Genomic DNA, 24,305 nt, shown 5'->3' with positions numbered 1-24,305 from the left:
AATTACACTGCTTTTTTAAGTTTTTTAAAAAAATTTTCTTCTAATTGTGCTAGTGCCTCTAATTCATTAGCTAGAGTATTATACACATCGTGCTGATTACTTCTATTTTTGTACACTCTTGCTGCCATTACAGCAAAATCTCTCCATTTATCACCTATTGTTGTCATTTCTTTTGATAACTCGGCTAAATAAGGATTTTTTAAAATAATAGAAGCTTCTTGTAAGAATGCTGCATAAATAAATCGAAAACCACCGCCTCCTGTTCCGATTTCTTCTTGCATCCGTACCATTTGTGCTAGGTAATGATTCGTTACTTTAACACCTCTTTTAGTGGGCCAAATCCGAATGTGTTTAGCCAAACGACGCATTGCGGCAATTCCTATAAATGGCAATGGGGCTAACATATCTTTACATGTATTTTTAATTCCTTTAACAATAGCTGGTTTTAATTGTACTTGTTTTGGGATATTTACGGGATAATACATGTGTCCCTTGGGAGCTAAAGCTCCTTTTGCAAAACGTACTTTTTCTAATTCTTTTTCGCTCAAAGTGGTAACCGTTTGCATAACAGGGTCGCTAATTAGATAGCTTTTATTTTCTTTGCCATATACCACTAGGTTGTGAGCATTGAAATGAAAACGATATTCATCAGGGAAATAGGTAAGATGGTATACTCCTACTTGTAAACCTGTAGGAATATTATTTTTTAAATTAGATTCTAGTGCTTGCTGGGCTTTTTGAGGGTTTGAGAAGCGTGTTCTTTTTACTTTTATTCCTAATCTTCTGGCTGCTTTATTAAAGATACTTCCGGGCATTGGTCTATAACTAATAGCAGGTGCATGATTAACTTTTAATAATGGAAAATAAAAAAAGAACAAACCTGAACCAATACCAAAAACCATGGGTTCACTAAGATTAATCCCATTAAACTTTAACAAATTAGATGCTACACCATTTTCACAATGAGCTGATTGATGATGTGTAAAACGAATCTCCATTATATTCCTCTAAAACTTTTCAATTCTTCAATTGTTATTTCAAACGCATCTGCATAACGCTGTAATTGTTTTTGGCTTAATTTTTTAAAAACAGAGGGGTTTGCATGTCGTTTTACTCGCCAAGTCCACATATTAACATAACCTGCAAGCGTAACCCAATCCATTTTATGGCGTTCCATAAAATAAACAATTGGACTTTGAGTTCCTTTCTTCACTGCTTCGTTAGCCTGTGCAACTCGTTCTTCAATATCTTTCATAGAATGCTCTAATGCAATGGTTTTGGGTTCCCAACCACTACTTAAAGCGGTTGTATAAGATCCGTCTTTATCTACTGCGTAACAAAGTTCTTTCATGTTATGTTTAGAAAGATTACTTTGATCTTGAGGCACTTCTTCTTTTTTCATAATTAGTGAGTTTGTTGAATAAATAAATTAATTTCAGCTTCTAAAAGCTGAGTTTCATCCTCTGTATTGGATATACAATTCATTGTACAAATACAATAATTATCACCGTCAAAACGGGATTTTAATTGAGCTTCTGTAATAATTGTTTGTCCTACTTTGGGTATATTAAACAACTGTACTTTTTTTATTCCACTAATAAAACCTATTAGTTTTACATTTTCTTTTATTTGTTTATTTTCATCAACAAAAAAAGTCTGTCCTACAATAGCTGAACAGGTTTGTGCCGCATTTTCAAGCATTCCTGTTTCAACAAAAAAGTTATTTTTTAGAAAAATATTGTCTTCTTGTATTTTAAAAATAGTTTTTACAGTAGTTTCTGATAAATTTAGGATATAATCTACCATTAGCATAGGAGCTCTATGTGGTAAAAAATTTTGTATTTCAATTACTTCCTGAATATTATTCATTAGATTCTGCAATTACTGTTTTCATCTTGCCTGTTGCTATTATTTTTCCATTTACGGACGAATTTATTTCTACTAGCGTAACCCCCATAAACTCATGTAAAACAATAACCTGTGTCGTTATTTGATCATTTATTTCAGGTAATTTTATGATGTTTATTCCATTTATGGAACCTATATAACCCGTAGGGGCTGGTTCATTTTTTAAGAAATATTGATAACCTGTGTAAATGGCTACTGATTGTGCCATGTGCTCAATTAATCCTGACTCTTGAAAAATAGCATTGCTAGTAAATATGTTATCTATAGTCACTGTTAATCCTGCTATTACACTTCCTTCTTCGTAAGCGATTAGTTTATCTATCATTACGAAAGGAAATTTTTGTGGTATTAAATTTTCCACAATTTTTTTGTCTAGTATTGGGAATTGTGTAATGGTCATTAGCAAACAGTTAAATAAGCATACGAATATGAAAATCTTCCACTTTCGGGAACTGATAATAGGATGGTATCTCCTTTTTTCAGTTGTTTTGAGTTCATTAGTTCTTCTAACATTAAATAAATTGAAGCCGAGCCTACATTTCCTACTTTATGTAAATTCATAAACCAATTTTCCATTGGTACATTAACATCTACTTTTTGTAGTTGTTCTGCTAATCCTTTGACAAAATAATGAGAGGATACGTGTGGTAGGAAATAAGTAATTTCGTTTGCATTTATTTTGTTTTTATCTAGTGCATTTTTCATACTTATGGCTCCTTTTACTAGAATCTGGGCATCTAATAACTTAACATCTTGTTTGATTGAAAAAACAGATTGCTCTAGCCACTCGTTTGTTGGATAGTCACTCCAAGGTTTAATAGATCCGTCTTCATTTTTATCTCCACCTGCATACATACAGGCTTCTAATTCGTGAGCATACGAATAGGACTCCATCCATTCTATCTTTAAAGAATATTCTCCTCTAGGTTTATTTTCTAATAAGAAAGCACCTGCTCCGTCAGATAACATCCAACGTAAAAAATCTTTTTTGAAGGCTATAATAGGTTGTTCTTCTAAATTTTTCAGGTTTACTATTTCGCTTTCAAAACGATTGGCCAACATCCAAGTTGATACTCTTTCTGATCCTGTAGCTACTGCATTTACGGTATTGCCTGACTTTATAGACATATAGGCAAATTTCAAGGCTATCATTCCTGCATTGCATACTCCTGAAGAAGAGTTAATTTCTATTGGTTTATTTTTTAGTAATCCGTGTACCATAGCGGCATGTGACGGTAATAAATGATCAGGAGTAGAAGTTCCACAGGATAAAAGTTGAATATCATTTACATCAAATGCATGGTCTAAAAGGGTTTCAATTGCTTTTTGTGTTAAATCAGCATTTGAATGGGTGGGTATCCCTTGTGTATCTAAAGCATAATAACGTGATATAATTCCATTATTACGCAAAATAATACGACGCGCTTTAGATGGTTTGTTGTTAATTAATCCTAAATAGGTCTCCATATCTTCATTAGATATAGGGTTATTAGGCAAAAATTTTCCAGATCGAGTAATGTAAACGTCAAACATATATTTATACTCCTTGATAGTAGGATTTTAGTTTTTTAATTTTAGTTTTTATAAATGGTTTTTTAAACAAATATATTAAATATACTAATGGTGAAATGAACCAAATAGCAACAAATAAATAATAATTAAAGAGTTTCAACCAAAAAGGTCTGGATTGTTTTTTTTTGATAATAAAATTAGCCCAAATATTAAACATTTTGTTAGCCTTTTGATCCATTTCTAGTAGAAATGGGCGAATTTCAACAGCTCCTTTTTTTATTAATTCTTCTTGTAGGTTAATTGTATTATCTTTTAAAAAGGATAATAAGATTGTTCCAAATTTATTAGAATCTTCTATTTCTTTTTTAGATACTCCTGGTTCAGGAAAAATTCCTAAGTATTTTTCCTTTTTCCCTGAAAACATCCATTGAACAATGGTAATAACACTAATATAATTATTATTTCGATCTACCAAAGCTATATTTCCTTTTAGAATAGCACCTAAATCTTGTAATTGTTTTTTTACTTTTTCTTGTGCTAAGCCCCACATATTTCTTGCTCCTATAACAGTTACAACAGGGGTGTTTTTTAATATTTTTTTTGCCTCATCACTCTTTAAAAAAGAATTTATGGGAATGGAGGGGCTTAAATACCAAACTTGGTATGCTAGTATGACCAAATCATATTTTTGATGTAAAATTGCGTTTTGAGAATCCTTTAACGGATATGGTATTTGTAAAAATGATTCTGGAAAAGCATCAAAAAAAGAGGCTTTGTCCCAAGGAAAAGGGAATTCTTTTTCTATTGCTACGTCATAATAGTTAACTTCAACATCTTGATTTCCTATTAATGGAGCTGTAATGTTTTTAATAATTTGTGTTAACTGTCCTGATTGACTAAAATGTACTATTAAAATTTTTTTCATTATTCTTAAACACTACTATGAATTAGCTTTCCAAAAATCAAAATAATTAAACCATTGTAAAGGATATTTCTTAAGTATTTCTTCTACATTTTCTGTATAAGCTTTTAGTAAACCTTTTTCATCTCTTTGTTTTACTTGGGCTATTCTTGCAAACAAATGATAATGTAGTTTGGGTTCTTTCATTACGTATACAAAGACAACGGGAACTTTTAACCTAGATGCTATTAAAAAGGGACCAGCAGGAAATAGAGCTTTTTTTCCAAAAAGTTCTTCTTCAAAACATTTACTTCCTTCAAAATAGCGATCACCTGTAAAACAGATTAATTCGTTATTAGCTAATGCTTGATTAATTTCAAATATATGAGATAAATCGTCTCTTACTATTATAAATTTTACAGATGGTTTTTGGGTAACCGTTTCTAAATATTGTTTAATAATAGAGTGTTCTAAATCTGTGGTTACTAGATTAATCTGACATTCTAGATCTATTTCTCCAAAAAAGTGTTCCGCTATTTCAAAATTACCTACGTGAGCACTAATTAGTACTCCTCCCTTTTTTTGGGCTAATAGTTTTTTTAAAATTTCGATACCATCAAACTCATAGGTAAATTTATTTCTTAACCCTGCAGAAATAGCTACTTTATCAATTAATGTTTGTCCAAAAACAAAATAACTTTTGTAGATATTAAGAAAGGCTTGAAATTTATTTTGTTTTTGACGATTGTGTAAATAATAAAAAATAGCTCTATTAGATTTAAATTGTGTAAGAAAATAATAAAAAGCTACGAAAAAAAGAACGGCATAAGCTGTTCGAATTCCGAGCTTTTTTATACAAAATACAAAAATCTTATAACCTAAAAGAGTCCCTTTGGATTTACCATCCCATTGGCTCATAAGCAATTATTTTTGTGCTATTTTTGTTTCAATTAAATGATAAAAATCCTGAAAAGTATTAACACCTGCAAAATCTGCTTCTACTAATTTAACACCAAAATTAGCTTCTATAGAGACCACTAAATCAACATAGTCTAAACTATCCAATCCTAGTGTTTCTTTTAAATTTGCTTCTGGTGAAATAGTTTCTACATCTACTTCAAATTCGTCTACTAAAATTTCATTAATTTTTTCTAAAATAACTACTGATTCCATTTTATACTTTAAATTTCTTAACTATAACGGCAGAATTTGTTCCACCGAACCCAAATGAATTTGACAAATATAGGTCAAATTTTTTATTTATAGTTTCTTTTACGATATTTAACTTTGCTGAATCCTCATCTGGCTCTTCAAAATTAATATTAGGAGCAATGAAATCATTTTGCATCATTAGGGTTGAATAAATCAACTCACTGGCTCCCGCCATCCAACATTCATGCCCTGTCATAGACTTGGTTGAACTTACATAAGGTTTACTTCCAAACACTTCGTAAATGGCTTTTGCTTCATTTGCATCTCCTAAAGGAGTAGAGGTTGCGTGTGCATTAATGTACTGTATTTCATCTGCTTTTAGGCCTGCTTGTTCTAAAGCTCTACGCATGGCTGTTGAAGGACCATCTACATTTGGAGTAGAAATATGACCTCCATTAGACGAAAAACCATAACCTACAACCTCAGCAATAATGGGTGCTCCTCTTTTTATGGCAGACTCATAACTTTCTAGTATTAAAGTGGCTCCACCACCACTAGGAACTAAACCATCTCTATTTTTATCAAATGGCCTAGAAGCTTTTATGGGATCTTTTTCTCTTGGAGAAAAAACACCTAATCCATCAAAACTAGCCATACTGTATTTGTTAATTTCTTGAGCTCCTCCACAAATGATTATGTCTTGTAACCCACTTTTAATCAAATGAAATCCTAAACCAACGGAGTGAGAGCCGCTTGCGCAAGCAGCACTAATGGTCATATTTACTCCTCGCAATCTAAAAATAGTTGCTAAATTCATCGTTACAGTGGAGTTCATCGACTTAAATATAGCTCCTGAACCTATTAAAGCCGTATCTTTTTTTTCTCTTACAATATCCGTAGCATCTATTACTGCCTTTGATACGCTATCATTACCATAAAGGATTCCTACTTCATTCGTATCAAAGAAAGCGTCATCTATATTTGCATTTTTTAAAGCATCTATAGTGGCCATGTATGCAAATTCAGTTTCTTGTCCTATACTAATTCTTTGTCTTCTATTTAATAATGTTTTTAATTCAGGGTTAGGAACCATACCTGTAAGTGCTGACTGAAAACCAAAGTCTTTTCTTTCTGCATCAAAAACAATACCTGACTTACCTTGATATAATGATTCTTTAACTTCTGCTAAAGAAGTTCCTAAACAAGAGTAAATCCCCATACCTGTTATAACTACTCTTTTTTCCATTTTATCTACAAGCTATTATTAAGAATAAATACCGCCATTAATATTAATCACTTCTCCTGTGATATATCCCGCATTTTTAGAAGTTAAAAAACTTACTAAAGCAGCTACTTCTTCCGCTTCTCCAAAACGATTAGCTGGAATCATTTTTACTAATTCTTTTTCATCTAAATCACCAGTCATATCAGTACGAATAAATCCTGGTGCTACAGCATTTACCGTAATATTTCTTTTAGCTACTTCTTGTGCTAATGCTTTTGTAGCAGCCACTACTGCTCCTTTGGCTGCGGAATAATTAGTTTGTCCTGGAGTTCCTTTTACACCAGAAACAGAAACCATATTTACGATCCGACCGTATTTATTACGTAACATTTTTTGAATAAAGAAATGGGTTACATTATAAAAACCATTCAAACTGGTATTGATAACGTTATTCCAATCTTCTGGAGTCATCCACATAAATAATCCATCACGCGTAATGCCTGCATTATTAACAAGAACTTCTACTATAGCATTAGGGTTTTCATCTTGCCATTGTGTTAAGACTTGTGTTACTTCTGCATGGTTTCCTACATTGAACTTTAGTATTTCTCCAGTTGCTCCTAGAGCCTGAACTTCTTTCAACGTTGTTAAGGCTGCTTCTTGATTACCTTGGTAATTAATTAAAATATGGTAGTTCTTTTCAGCCGCTAATTTTTTACAAATTGCACTTCCAATACCTCTTGAGCCACCTGTAACTAATGCACACTTCATTTTGTATAAGTCTTTATTTATATCGTTATATTTCAGAAGAAACTCTTTTTTATCTTTTCAAATTAGACTATTCTTTCTGTTTCTTTATTTTTTGTTAGGGCGGTATTTAGAAAGATGTATTTGATTCACTTTCATAGATACCACTTAAATATATTATTTTGTTAACAAATTATGACTAAGTACCGAACGTTTTTCTTTTCACGTTGGTTATTGCATTAAATAGTCTTTTATTTGTTGTATATAGGGATACATTATCATATCATCTTTAAAAGGAGGCACAACAGTACGTACTTGATCGTAAAACGCGCGTGTAGAAGAGGATACTTTATCGGCAAAGCCTAATGCGTCTATAGCTTGAACAACTGTAATTATTTCAATTGCTAAGACTTCAAAAGCATTTTCAATAACTTTTCCTGTCATAACTGCGGCATTGGTTCCCATAGATACAATATCTTGATTATCATTGTTATTTGGAATACTGTGTACATACATTGGGTTTGATAATGTTTGTGATTCCGCTGTTGTTGATACAGCTGTGAACTGAACGCCTTGCATCCCAAAATTAAAACCTAAAGTTCCTAAATTTACAAATGGTGGTAATAATTCATTAATTTTAGAATTTAATAAATAATTTAGTTGTCTTTCGGCTAACATGGTCATTTTGGTTATGACAATCTTTAGCTTGTCCATTTCTAAGGAAATATAGTCTCCATGAAAATTACCTCCGTGATAAACGTGTTTATTTTTTACATCTATTATAGGATTATCATTTGCGGAATTTATTTCATTTTCTAAAACTTTGGCTGTATTATGAATGGTATCTAATACAGGTCCTAGAATTTGAGGTACACAACGTAATGAATAATATTCTTGTACTTTTTCTTTAAATACTTCTTCTGTGTTTTCTCCGCTATATAAATGGTCTTCTCTTTTACGTACTAATGTACTATTACTTAAATGCTGACGCATCATTTTGGCTATTTCTTGCTGACCAGAATGATGTTTTGTATTGTTTAATTCCGCTGATAAATGATCATCATAAGCTTGTACAATTTCATTGATAGCACTAGCTATTTTAACAGACCAATCGAGTGCTTTTCGGGCGTTATGAACATTAACAATACCTATACCTGTCATAACAGAGGTACCATTCATTAATGCTAATCCTTCTCTTAGTTCTACTTTTATAGGTTCTAATCCTTCTAATTCTAGAACTTCTTTGGTTGTTCTTCTTTCGCCTTTATAAAAAACTTCACCTTCTCCTATGAGGGTTAATGCTAGATGAGCTAATTGTACTAAATCGCCACTTGCTCCTACTCCTCCGTGTTCAAAAATTAATGGTGTAATATCCCGATTAATGAATTCTTTCATTAAATGGATTACAGATGGATGAACGCCTGAATTTCCTAATGATAATGTATTTAATCTTGCTAGAATTGCGGATTTTACATTAATGGGGCTTAAAGGTTGACCTGTACCTGATGCGTGACTTCTTATTAGATTATACTGGAGTTGTAGTCTATCCTGATCTTTTATACGATATTGTGCCATAGGTCCAAAACCTGTATTAACTCCGTATATCACTTTATTTTCCGAAAATTCTTTTAAAAATTTAAAACTTTCTTCAACTCTGTTCAAAACTTTTTCACTAATCTCTACATTTTGATTTTTAAAGACTATGGCTATAAATTCTTCAAGTTTTAGATATTCTTGTATAACGCTCATTAAAACTAATTTTTACAACAATTGAATAATATCTTTTTTATTTGATATTATGTATTTACTTTTGAAAGGGCAAAGTTAACACATTCTTATAAAGAAAAAAGCAAATATGAAACAAGAATTTGTAGATGTTTTAATAATTGGCGCAGGACCATCAGGCTGTGTGTCAGCATCATATTTACATAACAATGGTATCCATGTAAAAGTTGTTGAAAAAACAAAATTTCCAAGACTGGTTGTGGGCGAGAGTTTAATACCCCGAGTTATGGATCATTTTTATGAAAGTGGTCTTTTTTCTGCCTTGGATTCTATGAATTTTGAAAAGAAATTAGGGGCTCGGTTTATAAGGGGAGAGGAAATATGTATTTTTGATTTTAGTGTCAAACATGGTAAAGGATGGGATTGGACTTGGCAAGTTCCTCGTGCAGATTTTGATAATACATTAGCAGAAGAAGTTATTCGAAAAGGTATTGACTTAGAGTTTGAAACAGAAGTATTAGATGTAGTATTTAATGGATCAAACTCTATAACAACTGTAAAGGAGAAAAATGGCGAATCTAAAGAAATTCATGCTAAGTTTATAATTGATTCTAGTGGTTATGGTAGAGTATTACCTCGTTTATTGGATTTAGACACACCTTCTAAATTGGATCCTCACTCTTCTATTTTCACACACATAAAGGATATTAATAGACCTGAAGGTGAGGAAGGGACTTTAATTTCTTTTGACATTTTAGAAACTGAGGTGTGGCTTTGGGTTATTCCTTTTTCTAACGGAAATACGAGCGTAGGTATAGTTGGTCCAACTTCATTTATTAATTCATTATCTAAAAATAATGACACTGCTGAGGCTCTAAAAAATGCGATTCAAAAATCAGATTATTACATTAAACGTTTTGGTGGACTTGATTTTTTGTTTGAACCAGTTAAATTAGAGAACTATTCTAGATCTGTTAAAAAAATGTATGGAGAAGGTTTTGCTTTAACAGGTAATAGCTCTGAATTTTTAGATCCTGTATTTTCATCAGGTGTGGCATTTGCTACAGAATCTGGAATGTTATCTGCCAAATTAGTTCATCGTCAGTTAAAGGGAGAAAAAATTGATTGGGAAGTTGAATTTACTCAATATATGCGATCTGGTATTGATGTTTTCACCACTTATGTAAAAGAATGGTATACAGGAAATCTTCAAACTTTATTTTTTCATCAACCTGAAAATCCAGATGTAAAAAAGAAAATATGTGCTGTTTTAGCAGGTTATGTTTGGGATGAAACAAATCCTTTTGTAAAAAAACACGATAGTGTTATTAAAAATATGGCACACTTGATTCACATGGAAAAAGAGCAAAAAGAAACCCAAGTTTAAAACTTGGGTTTTTCATTAACTTCTATTTTGATTATTACTTAGATTCTAAAGTCATTCTTGTATATTCATAAATCAAGAAACTAAAATAATCCCATTTTACTGAATCTAAAGGGTAATTTTTCATAAACTCCGCGTTATCTCCAAATAAATTGTTATATGTTTCTTTAAATTCATCTTTATGTAACCAAATCATTTTATCTCCTTTTTTGACATAATAAGATTTAATAACACCTCCGCCCATTTTCATTCCTCCAATAGCTACACCTCCTGTTTCATTTGCATTTGGATCTCCATAAACTTCAATAATACTATTAAAAGAAGGGTTTATTAATTGCATCAAATATTCCTTTTCTTCTTTTTTATTTTTCAAAGAAACCAATTGATTTTTATAAAAAACGGTTTCTTTATTAGTGGCTTTTTTATGATTTTTTGTACTCATGCTACGAATATTTGTAAAATGTTTCATAGTTTTTCTAAATTTTTCAGAGCCACTTGGAGATAAATACAATTCAGAAATTTTTGAAGCTTCAAAATCTTCTACTTTTCCTGTAACGCTGTCTTTTACCTCAACTTCCTCTATTTGACCTTTTTTTCTATTGATATCTTTAAAATAACCAATAATTGTACGACCATCTTTTAAAATAACCGTTGAAGTCTTTTTATTGTTAACGGTAACAAAAGTCTCTTCAAAAAGAACAGTTTCCATTTCTTTAATTTTTTCTTTTTCAAACTTTACTGTTTGCCCCATCATAACATTTGTTATGAACAATAATGATAATCCTACTTTTTTCATATTTATTTAATTTTAGAAATCAATAATACTAATTTAAATCAACTTTAATCATAACATCTTCTTTACGCTTTTTATACACTTCAAACATGAATGTACTTTTAGCTATTTGTATGATACCATTTACAGAAAACTGATAGATTTTAAAATCTTCTACTTCTTTTGAATTTAAAATAGCTCCTTTAGACCACTCTCCTGTAACATCGTCAATTTTTACAGAAGTCAGGTATCCTCCTTTTTCATCTTTATGAAGAGCAGGTTCTTTATCTAATGGCAAATCTATATTTTTAATATTATCTAAAAACACTAAATAATGTTTATTATTTGCACTAAAGTATTTATAAGACATCCCTCCTCTTCCTTTAAATCCCATTTGATTCTTAGGTATTTTTTTCATCCAAGCTAAAGATCCGTCTGCTTTTAATTTTGTTACTAAAATATTACAGTAATGATAGGTATAATAATTTCCTCCTGGAGAGCCATTCACTCCTTGAATATAGTTATTAATAATATAGTTTTGTTCTCCTATTAATACGACACTTCCGTCAGGATTTAATACCATATCTCTAAAAACAAGATTCCTAAACTGAGGATCATCTCCTTTTCTTTCTTTTTTTTCGTTTCTTCTTCTTGTTCTATTGCTTTCATACTGATTGATGATTTCTAAAGAGATTGGCTGAAAGGTTGAATAAATTGTTTTTCCTTGACTATCAAATTTAATTAAAGCCACTCCATCTATATCATCATAATCTGATTTCCCTTTAGCTATTTCACTATAAAAACCACCACAAATTAATTGATCTTTGTTTGTGTCTAAAATCCAAAGGTTATTCACAAACTTGTTGGCATTTTCATATTTTGAAATATTTATTTTATCAGTACCTGCTTTAACTGTTAACAATTCTATATGATAGTTTGCTTCTTCATCTTTTTTTCTTTTTTTCTCATCTGCTGAATCATCATGATAAATTTTTTCTAACATATACAGATTTCCTTTTGAATCTAGTTGGTAATCTAAATTTTCCATTCTACGTTCTGTATAAGGCATCGTAACTTCATTAGAATACAGTTTATTTAGTGATTTATCATACGAACGCAAACCAATTATATCATAGCTCTTTGTATCTCTCTTTACTTCGGGTTTTTTTCTGTACTGAATTAATAATTTGCTTTTATCATTAGATTGATAAAAGTCAAACTTGTCTTCTACTGCATAGGAAAATCCCATTCCGCTTGACATTAATGTTCCTGCTATTTTACCTCCAACTTGGAATAATAATTTTGATTCTGGGAAAAACTCTCCTTTATCAAAATTAATTTCTCTAAAAAACAATTGTTCTTTTTCAGCATCGCCATCCCAAGAAGAATAAAACAAATAATATTTGTTATTTATTTCTAAAATTTCTTCGAAAGAGTAGTTTCTAGGGAATATCTTTTCATATTTTGTTTCTTTTATAAAAGCTGGTTTATTTGAATCAAATTTTTGAATTAAAATTTCTTCTCTATCTAATTTAACTGCCATAACTTCATTTCCTTTGGATAAATAAACTTTATTTCGGGCATCAAAAACCTTATATGGTTCACTTATCTTATAAGAATATTCTGGCGATATTTTTATCTGGGAATAATTTGTTGTAATGGCTAAAACCGAGACAAGAAGCATTAAAAATGTTTTTTCCATTTTATTTTTTTAATTGGGTTCAAAGGTATTAATTTCAAAAAAGATGTAGGAGTATAAAAGCTTAAAAAACAAAATACCTCAAGAGTGAAATAGATTTTGAGGTATTTTTAGGTTTAAAATATATTTTTAGTTACGTGGTATATACTATACTATTTTAATTTGTTTACTTCTATTGAATAACCAAAATATAATAGGAAAAACGAGTAGGGTAAGTACAGTTGCGGTAATCAATCCTCCTATAATTACAATTGCTAAAGGCTTTTGACTTTCGGAACCTATTCCTGTGCTTATAGCCGCAGGTAATAATCCTATTGATGCCATTAGAGCGGTCATGACTACGGGTCTTGTACGCATTTTTACTCCTTGTAAAATGGCTTCTTCAATAGGCATTCTTTCTCTTATATTTTGGTGAAATTCAGCTATTAGTATTACGCCATTTTGTATACAAATTCCAAATAAGGCTATAAAGCCTACTCCTCCTGAAATTCCAAAGTTCATACCTGTAATGTGCAGTGCTAAAATACCTCCTATAATAGCAAAAGGAACGTTAGTTAGGACTAATAATGAATCTTTTATATTCCCAAACATAATAAATAATAATACAAAGATTCCTAATAAACTGATTGGCACCATTTGTCCCAAACGGGTTGTGGCACGTACTTGATTTTCAAATTCGCCAGTCCATCCTATGCTATATCCTGTAGGCAATTTTAATTTAGATACATTTTGTTGTGCTTCTGCAATGGTACTCCCTAGATCACGATCTCTAACTGAAAATTTAACGCCAATAAAACGTTTGGTATTATCACGATAGATAAATGCTGGTCCTGTATTTTTTTTGATGGTTGCAAACTCTTTAATAGGGATTTTACTTCCGTTAATAGTGGGTACTAACAAGTTGCTCATATCTTTTTCATCTTTTCTATATTCTTTTAAATAACGAACACGTACATCAAATTTTCTTTCACCTTCGTACTTTTCGGTAGCTGTTTTTCCTCCAAAAGCCATCTCTAAAACTGCTTGTGCATCTGAAATTTTTACTCCATAGGCAGCCATTTTATCGCGATCTAAAATTACACTCACTTCGGGTTGTCCTACATTACGTAAAATTCCTACGTCTTTTATTCCTTCTACTTTCTTTATATTAGAGATCACCAGATTTGCTAACCGATCTAATTCTTCTAAATTTTCACCATAAATTTTCACCGCATTAGAAGCATTAATACCTGCTACGCTTTCGGCTACGTTATCAATAATGGGTTGTGAATAATTAAATCCTATTCCTTGATATTGCGATAGGTTTTTATCCATTTCACGAACTAAATCGTCCATAGATATTTTGCGTTTCCATTCGTCTTTAGGCTTTAAGTTTACTTGCATCTGCACGTAATAAAACCCACTTGGATCTGTACCATCATTACTACGACCTACCTGACTTAAAACACCATTTACTTCAGGGAATTTTTGTAGTTCTTTACGTAAAAGGGCTGTTTTTTTTACCGTTTCTGTTAAGCTTTGACTCATAGGGAATTTTGCTTCTACCCATAAAGCCCCTTCATTAAGCTGTGGTAAAAATTCGGTTCCCATAAATTTGGCTGAAAAAAGTATCAAGGCAATTAAAGAAGTGGATACAATCAATGTAATTCGCTTGTTTGCAAAAGTCCAACCAAAGCCTTTTTGAACCAAGTTGTCCCAAAAATTCACAAAAGGATTGTGCTTTTCTTTTACATTTTTATTCAAAAAGATATGGCATAGTACTGGTACGAGTGTTAATGTAAAAATTAAGGCTCCTAATAAAGCAAAACCTAAAGTATAAGCTAAAGGAGAAAACATTTTTCCTTCCACTTTTTGAAAAGCAAAAATGGGAAGTAAAGCAGTAATGATAATAAGCTTTGAAAAGAAAATAGCTTTCCCTAAGGTGGTTCCTGTTTGTTTAATAATTTTTCCTTTGGCAAGCTTATTAAACTTATCCATTCCTTTTTGATGTGCGAGGTGGTCTAGTGTCACAAAGACCCCTTCGACCATAACGACGGCTCCATCAATAATAATTCCAAAATCGACCGCACCAAGAGAAAGTAAATTAGCACTCATTCCTTTTAGTTTCAAGCATAAAAATGCAAATAAAAGAGATAACGGAATAATAATAGATACCGTAATGGTGGTTCTCCAATCGGCCATGAAAAGAAATACAATAACTGTTACAAAAATGATCCCTTCAAACATGTTATGCATTACCGTTTCGGTAGTGAAATTCATCAAATTATCCCTGTCGTAGAATGTCACCATCTTAACATCTTTAGGCAAAATAGACGTATTTAATTCCTCTATTTTTGCTTTTACACGCTCTAAGACTTCTTTTGGGTTTTCACCTTTACGCATCACGATAATTCCTTCAACAGCATCATCATTATCATTTAAACCAACTTGTCCTACTCGTGGCATTGCGCTTTCATGAACATCGGCAAGGTTTTTAACTAAAATAGGATTACCGCCTGCATCGTCAACAATGATATTTTCAATATCTTGAATACTTCCTAGTAAACCAACACCACGAACCACATAAGCTTGACCATTTTTTTCGATGACATCTCCTCCTACGTTAATATTACTTTCGGTTACGGCTTCATATACTTGTAACGGGGTTACACCGTATTTTGCCAATCTATTAGGATCTACACTTATTTCGTATGTTTTTTCTTGCCCTCCAAAAGCAACTAAATCAGCAACACCTGGCACTGCTCTTAGTTGTCTATCGATTACCCAATTTTGTAGTGTCAATAATTCTTTACTATCGCGTTTTTTACTTTGAAGTGTATATCTAAAAATCTCGCCTGTAGGTCCATAAGGAGGTTGTACATCTGGAGTTACTCCATCGGGAAGCGACACATTTCGTAGCTGATTGTTTACTTGTTGCCGTGCAAAAAAGTCGTCAACATCATCTTCGAAAATGATTTTAATTACTGACAAACCAAACATGGTAATACTACGAACGCTTGTTTTCTTTTGTACTGAATTCATAGCAATTTCCACAGGTGTAGTTACAAAGCGTTCAATTTCTTCGGCACTTCTTCCATTCCATTCTGTCACAATAATAATTTGTGTATTGGTTACATCTGGAAAGGCTTCAATAGGCATATTTTTAAAAGCAACAAAACCAGAAATAACAAGTATTGCGACCCAAAAAAATGTAAAAGGTTTATTCTTTAATGAAAAAGCAATTATATTTTTTATGAATTTGTTCATAATTTATTTTTTTAAATTCGGCAATGTACTCTTACTGAAAAAACATTTACTGGACCTTGTCTATCTGCATTATATCCTGGATTTAGGATAAGCTGATAGGTTCCTGTTAAATACATTTGATTTTTAACTAACTCCGCAGAATAATAAGTTTCAACAATATGTTCAGGAGTATAATTTAAATAACCATCACCTAACATAAAGCCTTTTCCTCCAGCTTTTAGATAATCTTGATGAGGTTTTGAAAGTCCGTTAACTAAATAAGCCAAGCCTAAAACATCGCTTTTACGATTCCAACGATTACCGTTTAAAACTCCTCCTAAACTAAAACTTCTATCTATTTCTGTAAATGCCCAAGTTTCATATTTTCCGTCATTCCAGCTTAAACGCGCAAAAACACCAAAATCATTGGCTAATTCTTGTTCAGCATTCAAACCAAAAGCGAACTTGGTTCCGCCATGCACTCGTACTTGTTTTGTATCTGGACTAAAAGGATTTAGGGCAATACTTTTTTCATAATTGCCCATATAAGTTGTGTTGAAAAAAGTAAGTGCTCGTACCGCTCCTGGTCGTTTATTTATACTAAACTTATAAGTATATTCTAAATTATGTGAAGAAGATTTAGGGTAATTCCAGTTCATATCATTACCATTTGCTAGTAAAGGCAATAAAGCGGTACCGTAACGTAATTCGTGTTTTGGTGTTACATATTCTAAAACAATTGCGGGAGTGTAACCACGGGTATTAGCTGCATAATCCCAAGCTCCATTAGCCATTAAGCCCCAATTCATAAACTGCGTACGCGCATCATGACTATAACGGTTATCATCAAAAAAATCGGCAAGACTTACCTTTCCTATTGTAAAGGTTAAATAGTTATTTGGAATATATTCGTCTAACTGATTAAAATCACTGTGATTATGAAAATAATTTTGAATATCTTTTTTGTGTTCACCTCTGTTCAAATCGAAGATCTGTTTAAAAAACATCCTAGCCACATAAATCTTTGGTTCAGGATTGCCTATTCTAAATGTTTCTCCATTTGTAGCACCTCCTAGCCCTAATGCTTCACTAAGACCAGAACCTCCTGCTATTTCAGGATTAAGATAAATACTTGCACCTTTCCATAATTTAGCTCCTAGATAAAGTGTACCTGTCATAGAAGTTTTACTTTCATTATCTGTTACTAAACTATTATCACCTGAATAAGGAGCATTAAACCCTGCTTTTGTTTGATTGATAACGGTAGTTTGTGCGTGTATAGTAAATCCTTTTTGATGATTTATAGTATCATTAACTTGTGCAATGCTTTTTAGGGCAAAACACATTACAAGAATAAAAATTGATTTTTTCATTAGTCGTTTAAAGCATCATAAATTAACAATTGGTTATTTGTAATAACCTTTTCTCTTTCGTTCAATCCTGCTGATATAAAGGTTACATCACCAACTTGTCTAAAAACTTCAACCTGACGTGTTTCTATATTGGTTCTTGATTTAAAAATCATCACAAAATTTTTACTTTTATCAAAAATAACCGCATTGGAAGGTACAGCCATCATATATTCATTTTCTTTATAAGATAGCTTTATATTAGCGCGCATTTCGGGTTTAAGCAAAAATTTAGGATTATCTAACACAATTTGTGCGCTCATGGCTTTTGTTTCTGGGTTAATGATATTGAAAATTTTATCTACTTTCCCATAAAATTTTTTGTCTGGATAGCTGAGGGTTGTAATTTCAGCATCTTCTCCTACTTTTACTAGTTCTATATCACTTTCATTAATATTGGCTATGGCCCATACTTTGTTAATTTGTGCTATATCAAAAATATTATCTGTCTTATCGTCACGCAATAATGTGTTTTCATTAATTGACTTTTGTGTAATAAATCCTGATATAGGAGCTCGAACTTCAAAAATTGATCCTGCGTGTATTTGATAAATTGTATTGGTTTCTTGTGTTCTTTTTAACTGGGCTAAAGCTTTATTATAGGCGCTTTTAGCCTCTAATACATCGCGTTCTGTATTAAGTTTTCCTTCGTACATTTCTTGTGCGGCTTTTAGATTGCTTTTGGCTACTACTACTTCATTTTGGGCATCATCATACTCTTTTTGAAATCCCGCGACTGAGGTACTTTTAATTGTTGCTAAAACCTGTCCTTTTTCAACATAATCGCCTAATTGTACAAAAACTTTTGTAACATTTCCTCCTACTACGGGGTATACTTCTATGTATTTGTTATTATCAGCGGTAATTTTACCAAAAAATTGAATTTCATTTTTTAGTTGTTCTTTTTTGGCTTCTTTCATTTGTGTAGATGCCAATACTTTATCTGTTAGAGAAAAGGATTCTTGAACTTCTTCTTTTTTTTCTTGTTTACAAGAACTCAATAAGTTAAAAAAAACGCCTGTTATAATTACTATAATTATTTTACAATATCTCATACCTATTGGTTATTTAAAAATTTGACTATTGGTTATATAATTAATTCCTATACCTGAAATTACCCATTGTTTTTTGATTTCATTTTTTTGTATGACAGCTTCATTATAGCTTTCCATAAAATCTGTAAACTCTAAAAGGGTTATGTTTCTTCTTTCAAAATTTTGAACTATTCCTTCATATACTGCTTCTAGTTCTTTTTTATCGTCTTCTAAAATAGTTTTATATTGTTGGGTATATTGCTGCCAAATTAGATATGCTGTATCTAAACTGTTTTCAAGTTCTTGTTTTTTATACTCTAAATTGGTTTTACTTTGCTCTAATTGTGCTTTTGCTATAGCTACATTTCCTTTATTTTGTCTCCAAAGTGGTAGAGGAACAGCAAAAGTTAAATTTACTTGATTTTTAAATGCTCCTCCTGTTTGATCGTAAGACCCTCCTAAAGTAACATCTGGTGTATTTAATGATCGTTGCCATTTGAGATATAATTCTTGGCTTTCGGTCATTTTTTGGGTCCACAAATATTCTGGATTATTTTCGATAAGTTTTTTCTTCATATCTTCTTTGGAAAAGAAGGTGGCTGAATAATCATCCAATATTTTTTTTTCGTTTAAATTGGGTTCTATAACTTCAGAAATACCTGTAATTAATGATAAAGTTTGCTGATTAGAAATAATATCTTTTGTGATGGAAATCTTGTCATTTTTTAGACCTAAAACAAGTGTTTGCAAACGTACTACATCCTTTAAAGAAACATTTCCTTTTTTTGCTTGTTCATTATAGGCACTTAATAATGATTCTAATTTTTCAATTTGTTCATTAATGACTTTTATTTTTTGGTTATCAAAGTAAACACTAGAAAAACTTTGTGCTAACTGGTATTTTAAACTTAGCATGACCTGCTCAAATTGTAACTCGGCAAGCTGAGAATTTGATTTTGCAAAAGCAACCTCATTCCGTTTTTTACCTCCCATATAAATTAGCTGTTGAATAGCAAAAGCTTTTTGCCCTGTTACACCCACATCAAAATAAAGTTTTTTTTCAGGATTATAAAGATTTACTTCTCCCGACACTAGAGGTTGCTGCCAAATCTTGGCTTGGATTATCTGAGCCTTAGATACCTCAATATTATATTGTTGTGCAATTAGTTGTAAATTATTTTTTTTTAAAGCTAATTCGCATTCTTCTAATTTGAGTACTTTTTGTGAATAAATAGAACTAAAAATAAGAAAGAAAAAAAAACTTTTTATTTTTTTATTTAACATTTTTATTTATTTTTTTAGATAGCATAAGTTTTTTATTCATCGTAATAAATAACTCAAAAATCTTTTATTTAGTATACCAATCAAAATTTGTTAGGTAAGATATTCTTAATGTTGGGTTATTTTCTTGAATTGTATTTCCTAGATTCCAAATATTTTGGTGAATGTAATTTAATTGTACCTGATGGTGTGCATTAATATTATATCCAAAACCAGCAATGGCTCTATTTTGTTGAAATAAAGTTTTAGCACCTGTTACATCGATATTTAAAAAGGCTTCATCACCAACGTTTAAAAACAATTTAGATTTTCCATTTGTATCTTTAGTTAAAGGATAATTAACTAAAAACATATAACGCAAACGGTTTCTATGCTCATAATGATCTATTACATAATCTCCAGAAGCGTTTTTAACTGGAATCCCTACAAATCGAAATTCATCACGTAATCTATTTATAATTTTAAAATTACCAAGATTTGCGGTATAGGTTCCTTGTATCCAAACGTGATCTTCTGGAGTATCTATTTTATTTAGAGGAGTTTCACCATACACATAAGTATCATAATGTGAATACCCTACACTACCTACTATACTTTTGTTAAATTGATAATCTACCGATGGTCTAATAAACCATTGTTGCTTTTCATTAAAACCATTGGCATAACGCATAGTTGCTTCAAGGGTAATAGATAGCCTTTTTGTAAGCATATTTTTTCCAACATAATGTAACCAAACATCATTGTTGTGGTTTACTTTTTGAGAAAATGATTTTTGAATTGTTATGAAAGATAAAACAAAAAAAAGAAATAGTTTTTTAAATTCGTTATTTAACATATTGTAATTTTTTTTCTAGATGAATTAGGATGATTTGAAAAAGCTTGATGAGATTCTAAGCCTACTATATTTACTTTTCCTCCATTGGCTTCATAATCATGTTTAAAATGTTCTAAATTCTCTAAAACGGAATTATCAACCATTTTTGTTTCTTTGAGATTTATAGTTACGTTAAATCCGTAAGGTATTTCTTCTAATTTTCTTTTAATTCCTAAAAAATTGGTAAAAATTGCAGCTTTACTAATATTTATCTGATATTCATTTCCTTCAAACAAAACTTCAGTAGGTGCTTTAAAAAAAGAACTAAGAGGAGTACCGTGATACAAGTGAATAATTATATTAAGAAGCATACCTGCACCGATACCTACTAATAAATCTTCAAATAAAGTAAAGAAAATAGTTACTAAAAATATTGCTAATTGTTCTTTTCCTATTTCAAAAGTATGAATAAATTCTTTAGGATGTGCTAATTTAATTCCTACTGTAATGAGCATTGCGGCTAAAGCTGCATTAGGAATCATTTCTAATATGGGAGCAGCCACTAATAAGAATAATAAAATAAATAGTCCATGAAAAAAGTTAGCCCAACGTGTTTTTGCGCCATTATTTACATTGGAAGAACTACGAGCTACCTCAGCAATCATAGGTAATCCTCCTAAAAATGCTGCCAACACATTTCCTACTCCTACTGCAATTAAATCTTTGTTGTTGTTTGATTTCCTTTTAAATGGATCTAGTAAATCAATTGCTTTTACTGTCAGTAATGATTCTAAAGTCCCTACTAAGGCAAACATAATGACATATTTTATAAAAAGTCCTGTTTGTGATATTCCTGAGAAATCAACATTTATATTTAGATTTTCTACTAGATTTCCTATTTTGACTAAAGCAAAAGGTGGTTCCGTGTGTTTAAAATCCATAAACAATTCCGCAGGAATAGCAAAAAGCAAAACTACAAGTGGTGCTGGGATTTTTTTGATAAAAGTATTTTTAATAAATGGCCATCCCATCATAATCGTTAAACTAATTATACCTATTAAAGTCGCTTTTGGATCAAGATTTATAATAAAATTAGGTATATTTATTAACAATTCTAAAGGTTTTTTACCTTTTGCTAAAGTTGGATCATCATTTAACAAAACAGGAATTTGTTTTGCAATAATAATGATACCTATTGCAGCTAACATTCCATGTATAGCCGAAAGCGGAAAGAAATCAGCTAGTTTTCCTAACTTTAGTAGTCCAAAAAGTATTTGCACTACCCCAGCTACCGCCATGGCTCCTAAAGCAAGTTTCCAACCTAAAGTTGCATCTCCTTTACCAAATTCGGCTACAGAACCTGCAACAATTACAATTAACCCAGCTGCTGGTCCTTTGATAGTCAACTTTGATCCAGATAGTATACTTACTAGGATACCTCCTATAATTGCGGTAATTAAACCCATTATCGGTGGAAAATCTGATGCTTTAGCAATTCCTAAACTTAGAGGTAATGCTAATAAAAAAACGATAAAACCTGAAATGGCATCAGATGAAAAATTTTCTTTTAATCCTGCTAATCCGTCAGTAGGAATATTAATTTTATTTTTTGTGTTCATATATAATGAATATTTTTTTATTTAAGAAGATTTATAAGGTAATTCATGATATGTTTTTACGTGTGGTCCTAAAAATAATCGTGTATAAATACGTACTCCTGCAATTCCTGAAACCACAAAACTACTGGCTATAAAAAAGGCAAGTATTACTTGATCACTTTCTATATGACTAAACAATAGGTCTTCACCTATAAAAGTAGTCGTAATGGGAAAACCTGTTACACCAAGAGCTGCAACTAAAAAGAAAAAGGCATATTTGGGATGTTCATATACATGTCCTAAATATTGATTTAATGAGGTTTTACTTTCTATTTTACTTAATTTTACAAGTGCTATATATCCTAATATCCCAGCCATTATTATTCCTGTGAGATATAGAGAAATTTCATAAAAATCAACTTTTTCATTAAATAGAATAGCTAAAACAATCCAAAAGTGATTAAATATTATCAAAACCCAAGCTACAAAAGGGCTTTTTCTTTCTGAAAATGATTTAAAGACTGAGATTAAACCTATAAAAGCAAAAAATTCAGGCAATCTATTATTTAGTTGTTCTAATAAATGGATCTTACTTTTTAGTAATAGTATACCTCCTATATAAATTGGCACAAAAAGAAGAAATATTCTTTTTAAGTTCAAGAAATTCAAAAATTTACCAATGAATTTAAGGGGTTTCCATAGAAATAAATTTACTATTTTTTCCAAATTAAACTCTTTAATGCTTAATATATAGAGTGCATATTCTAAACGTTTAGGCAAAGAGTCTTCAAATGTGTGTTGTACGGGTTCGTAATGATAAAATTGTTCTCTTATAAGATAACTTACAACAGACGGAGAAACCAAAAGTTGATAGGTTCTTAAAAAAGCATTACCTGCAAAATGCAGTAAGGCCAAAGTATCTAACCCAAGAGCTATTTCTATAAAAATTAATCCTATTTGAGAAATGGAGCTATAAGCAATTTGGCTTTTAACAGAAGACTGAACCCGAGCCATAAAAGTGGCTACTAAGCTAGTCAGCCCCCCCATTACTCCAATAGCAATTCGTAACGAAGTTTGATGTTCCCAAAAAGGGTGAGTTCGTAACATAAGGAATACGCCTAAATGTACGGATAAGGAACCATAAAAAATAGCACTCGACGGAGTAGGTCCTTCCATAGCACGAGGCAGCCAAGAAGAAAAAGGGACTTGGGCTGATTTAACAGCTGCTGCACATACTAAACATAAACCAATAAAAACACCAATAAAAGAATGCGTTTGAAGATGTTCGCTTACTAACTCATAATTATACATCTTCATAAAGGTAATATTTTCATGAAACAAGTGATGACTTGCCCACATGGCTAACAATAGGCCAACGTCTCCTATTCGATAAATCGAAAATACTTTAAACGCATTCTTTACTGGTAAATAGCGTTCTCTATAAAATGCAATCAATAAAAAGGAGGAAATTCCTATAATTTCCCAACCTATAAATAAGGTTTCAAAATTTCCTGATAAAACAGCTAAATTATACCCAAAAAAGAAAAATAAAACCGTTATAAAAAAACGCTTATATCCTTTTTCTCGATGTAAATAATAACGACTATAGGTGGTAACCATTGAAATTAACAAGGCTCCTACAAATAGATAAACAGCGGTTACTTTATCAAAAAAGAAATCAATAAAAAACTCATAATGATTTGTTTTTACTAAACTTACTTCAAAAAGATTAAATGGTTTAGCACCTTTTAATATCCAATAAAACAAGAATACTACCAAGGAAAACAATTGAACTAAAACGGTACCTAAAGCGGTTCTAGATAACCATGATTCTTTTTCTTCAGGCAACCAAAAACTAATAAAAAAACCAGCAAAAGGGATTAACACAAATGCTATTAAAATTTCATTCCACATATCCG

The 24,305-nt window shown here is 31.3% G+C and carries 21 protein-coding genes; 1 reads left to right on the top strand and 20 read right to left on the bottom strand.

Annotated elements, in window-relative coordinates; genetic code table 11:
• Positions 1–2: 2 nt before the first annotated feature.
• The 11 genes from ACUXZJ_RS08980 to ACUXZJ_RS08930 all read right to left on the bottom strand — a co-directional run bounded on the left by ACUXZJ_RS08980 (position 3) and on the right by ACUXZJ_RS08930 (position 9,194).
• On the bottom strand, positions 3–998 hold the full coding sequence (locus tag ACUXZJ_RS08980; protein WP_088466558.1) for a BtrH N-terminal domain-containing protein: 996 nt from the start codon (positions 996–998) through the stop codon (positions 3–5).
• Complete coding sequence (locus ACUXZJ_RS08975) at positions 998–1,402, bottom strand: hypothetical protein (protein WP_446194754.1); 405 nt, start codon at positions 1,400–1,402, stop codon at positions 998–1,000. Before ACUXZJ_RS08975 ends, ACUXZJ_RS08980 begins: the two co-directional genes overlap by 1 nt.
• Before the next feature lie 2 nt (positions 1,403–1,404).
• On the bottom strand, positions 1,405–1,869 hold the full coding sequence (locus tag ACUXZJ_RS08970; RefSeq protein WP_060381812.1) for a hypothetical protein: 465 nt from the start codon (positions 1,867–1,869) through the stop codon (positions 1,405–1,407).
• Positions 1,862–2,308 (bottom strand): hypothetical protein, encoded by a 447-nt coding sequence (locus ACUXZJ_RS08965; RefSeq protein ID WP_446194752.1) that lies wholly within the window; start codon positions 2,306–2,308, stop codon positions 1,862–1,864. Before ACUXZJ_RS08965 ends, ACUXZJ_RS08970 begins: the two co-directional genes overlap by 8 nt.
• Positions 2,308–3,441: a beta-ketoacyl-ACP synthase III gene (locus ACUXZJ_RS08960; RefSeq protein WP_060381811.1), complete on the bottom strand. Its 1,134-nt coding sequence runs from the start codon at positions 3,439–3,441 to the stop codon at positions 2,308–2,310. The genes ACUXZJ_RS08965 and ACUXZJ_RS08960 overlap by 1 nt, the downstream gene beginning before the upstream one ends.
• A gap of 4 nt (positions 3,442–3,445) precedes the next feature.
• The gene (locus ACUXZJ_RS08955) at positions 3,446–4,345 is read right to left on the bottom strand and encodes a hypothetical protein (RefSeq protein ID WP_060381810.1); all 900 of its coding nucleotides are present in this window, start codon (positions 4,343–4,345) and stop codon (positions 3,446–3,448) included.
• Positions 4,346–4,360: 15 nt separating this feature from the next.
• Entirely contained in the window at positions 4,361–5,239 is an 879-nt protein-coding gene (locus tag ACUXZJ_RS08950; RefSeq protein WP_060383808.1) for an LpxL/LpxP family acyltransferase, read from the bottom strand.
• 6 nt (positions 5,240–5,245) lie between these two features.
• On the bottom strand, positions 5,246–5,494 hold the full coding sequence (locus tag ACUXZJ_RS08945) for an acyl carrier protein (protein ID WP_060381809.1): 249 nt from the start codon (positions 5,492–5,494) through the stop codon (positions 5,246–5,248).
• Between the two features lies 1 nt (position 5,495).
• Positions 5,496–6,719: a beta-ketoacyl-[acyl-carrier-protein] synthase family protein gene (locus tag ACUXZJ_RS08940; RefSeq protein WP_060381808.1), complete on the bottom strand. Its 1,224-nt coding sequence runs from the start codon at positions 6,717–6,719 to the stop codon at positions 5,496–5,498.
• 18 nt (positions 6,720–6,737) lie between these two features.
• A complete protein-coding gene (gene fabG / locus ACUXZJ_RS08935; RefSeq protein ID WP_060381807.1) occupies positions 6,738–7,469 on the bottom strand; it encodes a 3-oxoacyl-ACP reductase FabG in 732 nt (243 codons plus the stop codon).
• Between the two features lie 207 nt (positions 7,470–7,676).
• The gene (locus ACUXZJ_RS08930) at positions 7,677–9,194 is read right to left on the bottom strand and encodes an HAL/PAL/TAL family ammonia-lyase (protein ID WP_088466556.1); all 1,518 of its coding nucleotides are present in this window, start codon (positions 9,192–9,194) and stop codon (positions 7,677–7,679) included.
• A gap of 106 nt (positions 9,195–9,300) precedes the next feature.
• Here ACUXZJ_RS08930 and ACUXZJ_RS08925 point away from each other — a divergent pair, with 106 nt between their 5' ends.
• Positions 9,301–10,557, top strand: coding sequence for an NAD(P)/FAD-dependent oxidoreductase (locus tag ACUXZJ_RS08925; RefSeq protein WP_063744083.1), 1,257 nt, complete (start codon positions 9,301–9,303; stop codon positions 10,555–10,557).
• A gap of 34 nt (positions 10,558–10,591) precedes the next feature.
• Here the strand turns inward: ACUXZJ_RS08925 and ACUXZJ_RS08920 are convergent, their stop codons facing one another.
• The 9 genes from ACUXZJ_RS08920 to ACUXZJ_RS08880 all read right to left on the bottom strand — a co-directional run bounded on the left by ACUXZJ_RS08920 (position 10,592) and on the right by ACUXZJ_RS08880 (position 24,300).
• Positions 10,592–11,350: a hypothetical protein gene (locus ACUXZJ_RS08920; RefSeq protein ID WP_060381804.1), complete on the bottom strand. Its 759-nt coding sequence runs from the start codon at positions 11,348–11,350 to the stop codon at positions 10,592–10,594.
• Positions 11,351–11,378: 28 nt separating this feature from the next.
• A complete protein-coding gene (locus ACUXZJ_RS08915) occupies positions 11,379–13,028 on the bottom strand; it encodes a hypothetical protein (protein ID WP_446194747.1) in 1,650 nt (549 codons plus the stop codon).
• A gap of 144 nt (positions 13,029–13,172) precedes the next feature.
• Positions 13,173–16,271 carry an efflux RND transporter permease subunit gene (locus ACUXZJ_RS08910; RefSeq protein ID WP_446194745.1) on the bottom strand — a complete coding sequence of 1,033 codons (3,099 nt, stop codon included), beginning with the start codon at positions 16,269–16,271 and terminating at the stop codon, positions 13,173–13,175.
• An 11-nt stretch (positions 16,272–16,282) separates the two neighbouring features.
• Positions 16,283–17,623: a carbohydrate porin gene (locus ACUXZJ_RS08905; RefSeq protein WP_060381801.1), complete on the bottom strand. Its 1,341-nt coding sequence runs from the start codon at positions 17,621–17,623 to the stop codon at positions 16,283–16,285.
• Positions 17,623–18,714: an efflux RND transporter periplasmic adaptor subunit gene (locus ACUXZJ_RS08900; RefSeq protein WP_060381800.1), complete on the bottom strand. Its 1,092-nt coding sequence runs from the start codon at positions 18,712–18,714 to the stop codon at positions 17,623–17,625. The genes ACUXZJ_RS08905 and ACUXZJ_RS08900 overlap by 1 nt, the downstream gene beginning before the upstream one ends.
• Before the next feature lie 9 nt (positions 18,715–18,723).
• Positions 18,724–19,977 carry a TolC family protein gene (locus tag ACUXZJ_RS08895; RefSeq protein ID WP_060381799.1) on the bottom strand — a complete coding sequence of 418 codons (1,254 nt, stop codon included), beginning with the start codon at positions 19,975–19,977 and terminating at the stop codon, positions 18,724–18,726.
• A 64-nt stretch (positions 19,978–20,041) separates the two neighbouring features.
• Entirely contained in the window at positions 20,042–20,809 is a 768-nt protein-coding gene (locus ACUXZJ_RS08890) for a DUF2490 domain-containing protein (RefSeq protein ID WP_060381798.1), read from the bottom strand.
• Positions 20,803–22,407 carry a SulP family inorganic anion transporter gene (locus tag ACUXZJ_RS08885; protein ID WP_060381797.1) on the bottom strand — a complete coding sequence of 535 codons (1,605 nt, stop codon included), beginning with the start codon at positions 22,405–22,407 and terminating at the stop codon, positions 20,803–20,805. Before ACUXZJ_RS08885 ends, ACUXZJ_RS08890 begins: the two co-directional genes overlap by 7 nt.
• Positions 22,408–22,428: 21 nt before the next feature.
• Positions 22,429–24,300 carry a proton-conducting transporter transmembrane domain-containing protein gene (locus tag ACUXZJ_RS08880; RefSeq protein WP_446194741.1) on the bottom strand — a complete coding sequence of 624 codons (1,872 nt, stop codon included), beginning with the start codon at positions 24,298–24,300 and terminating at the stop codon, positions 22,429–22,431.
• Between the last annotated feature and the right edge of the window lie 5 nt (positions 24,301–24,305).

Source organism: Flavobacterium sp. TN-1, from assembly GCF_052828645.1.
The sequence above is the reverse complement of the archived record's forward strand: the minus strand, read 5'-3'. Positions and strand labels throughout refer to the sequence as shown.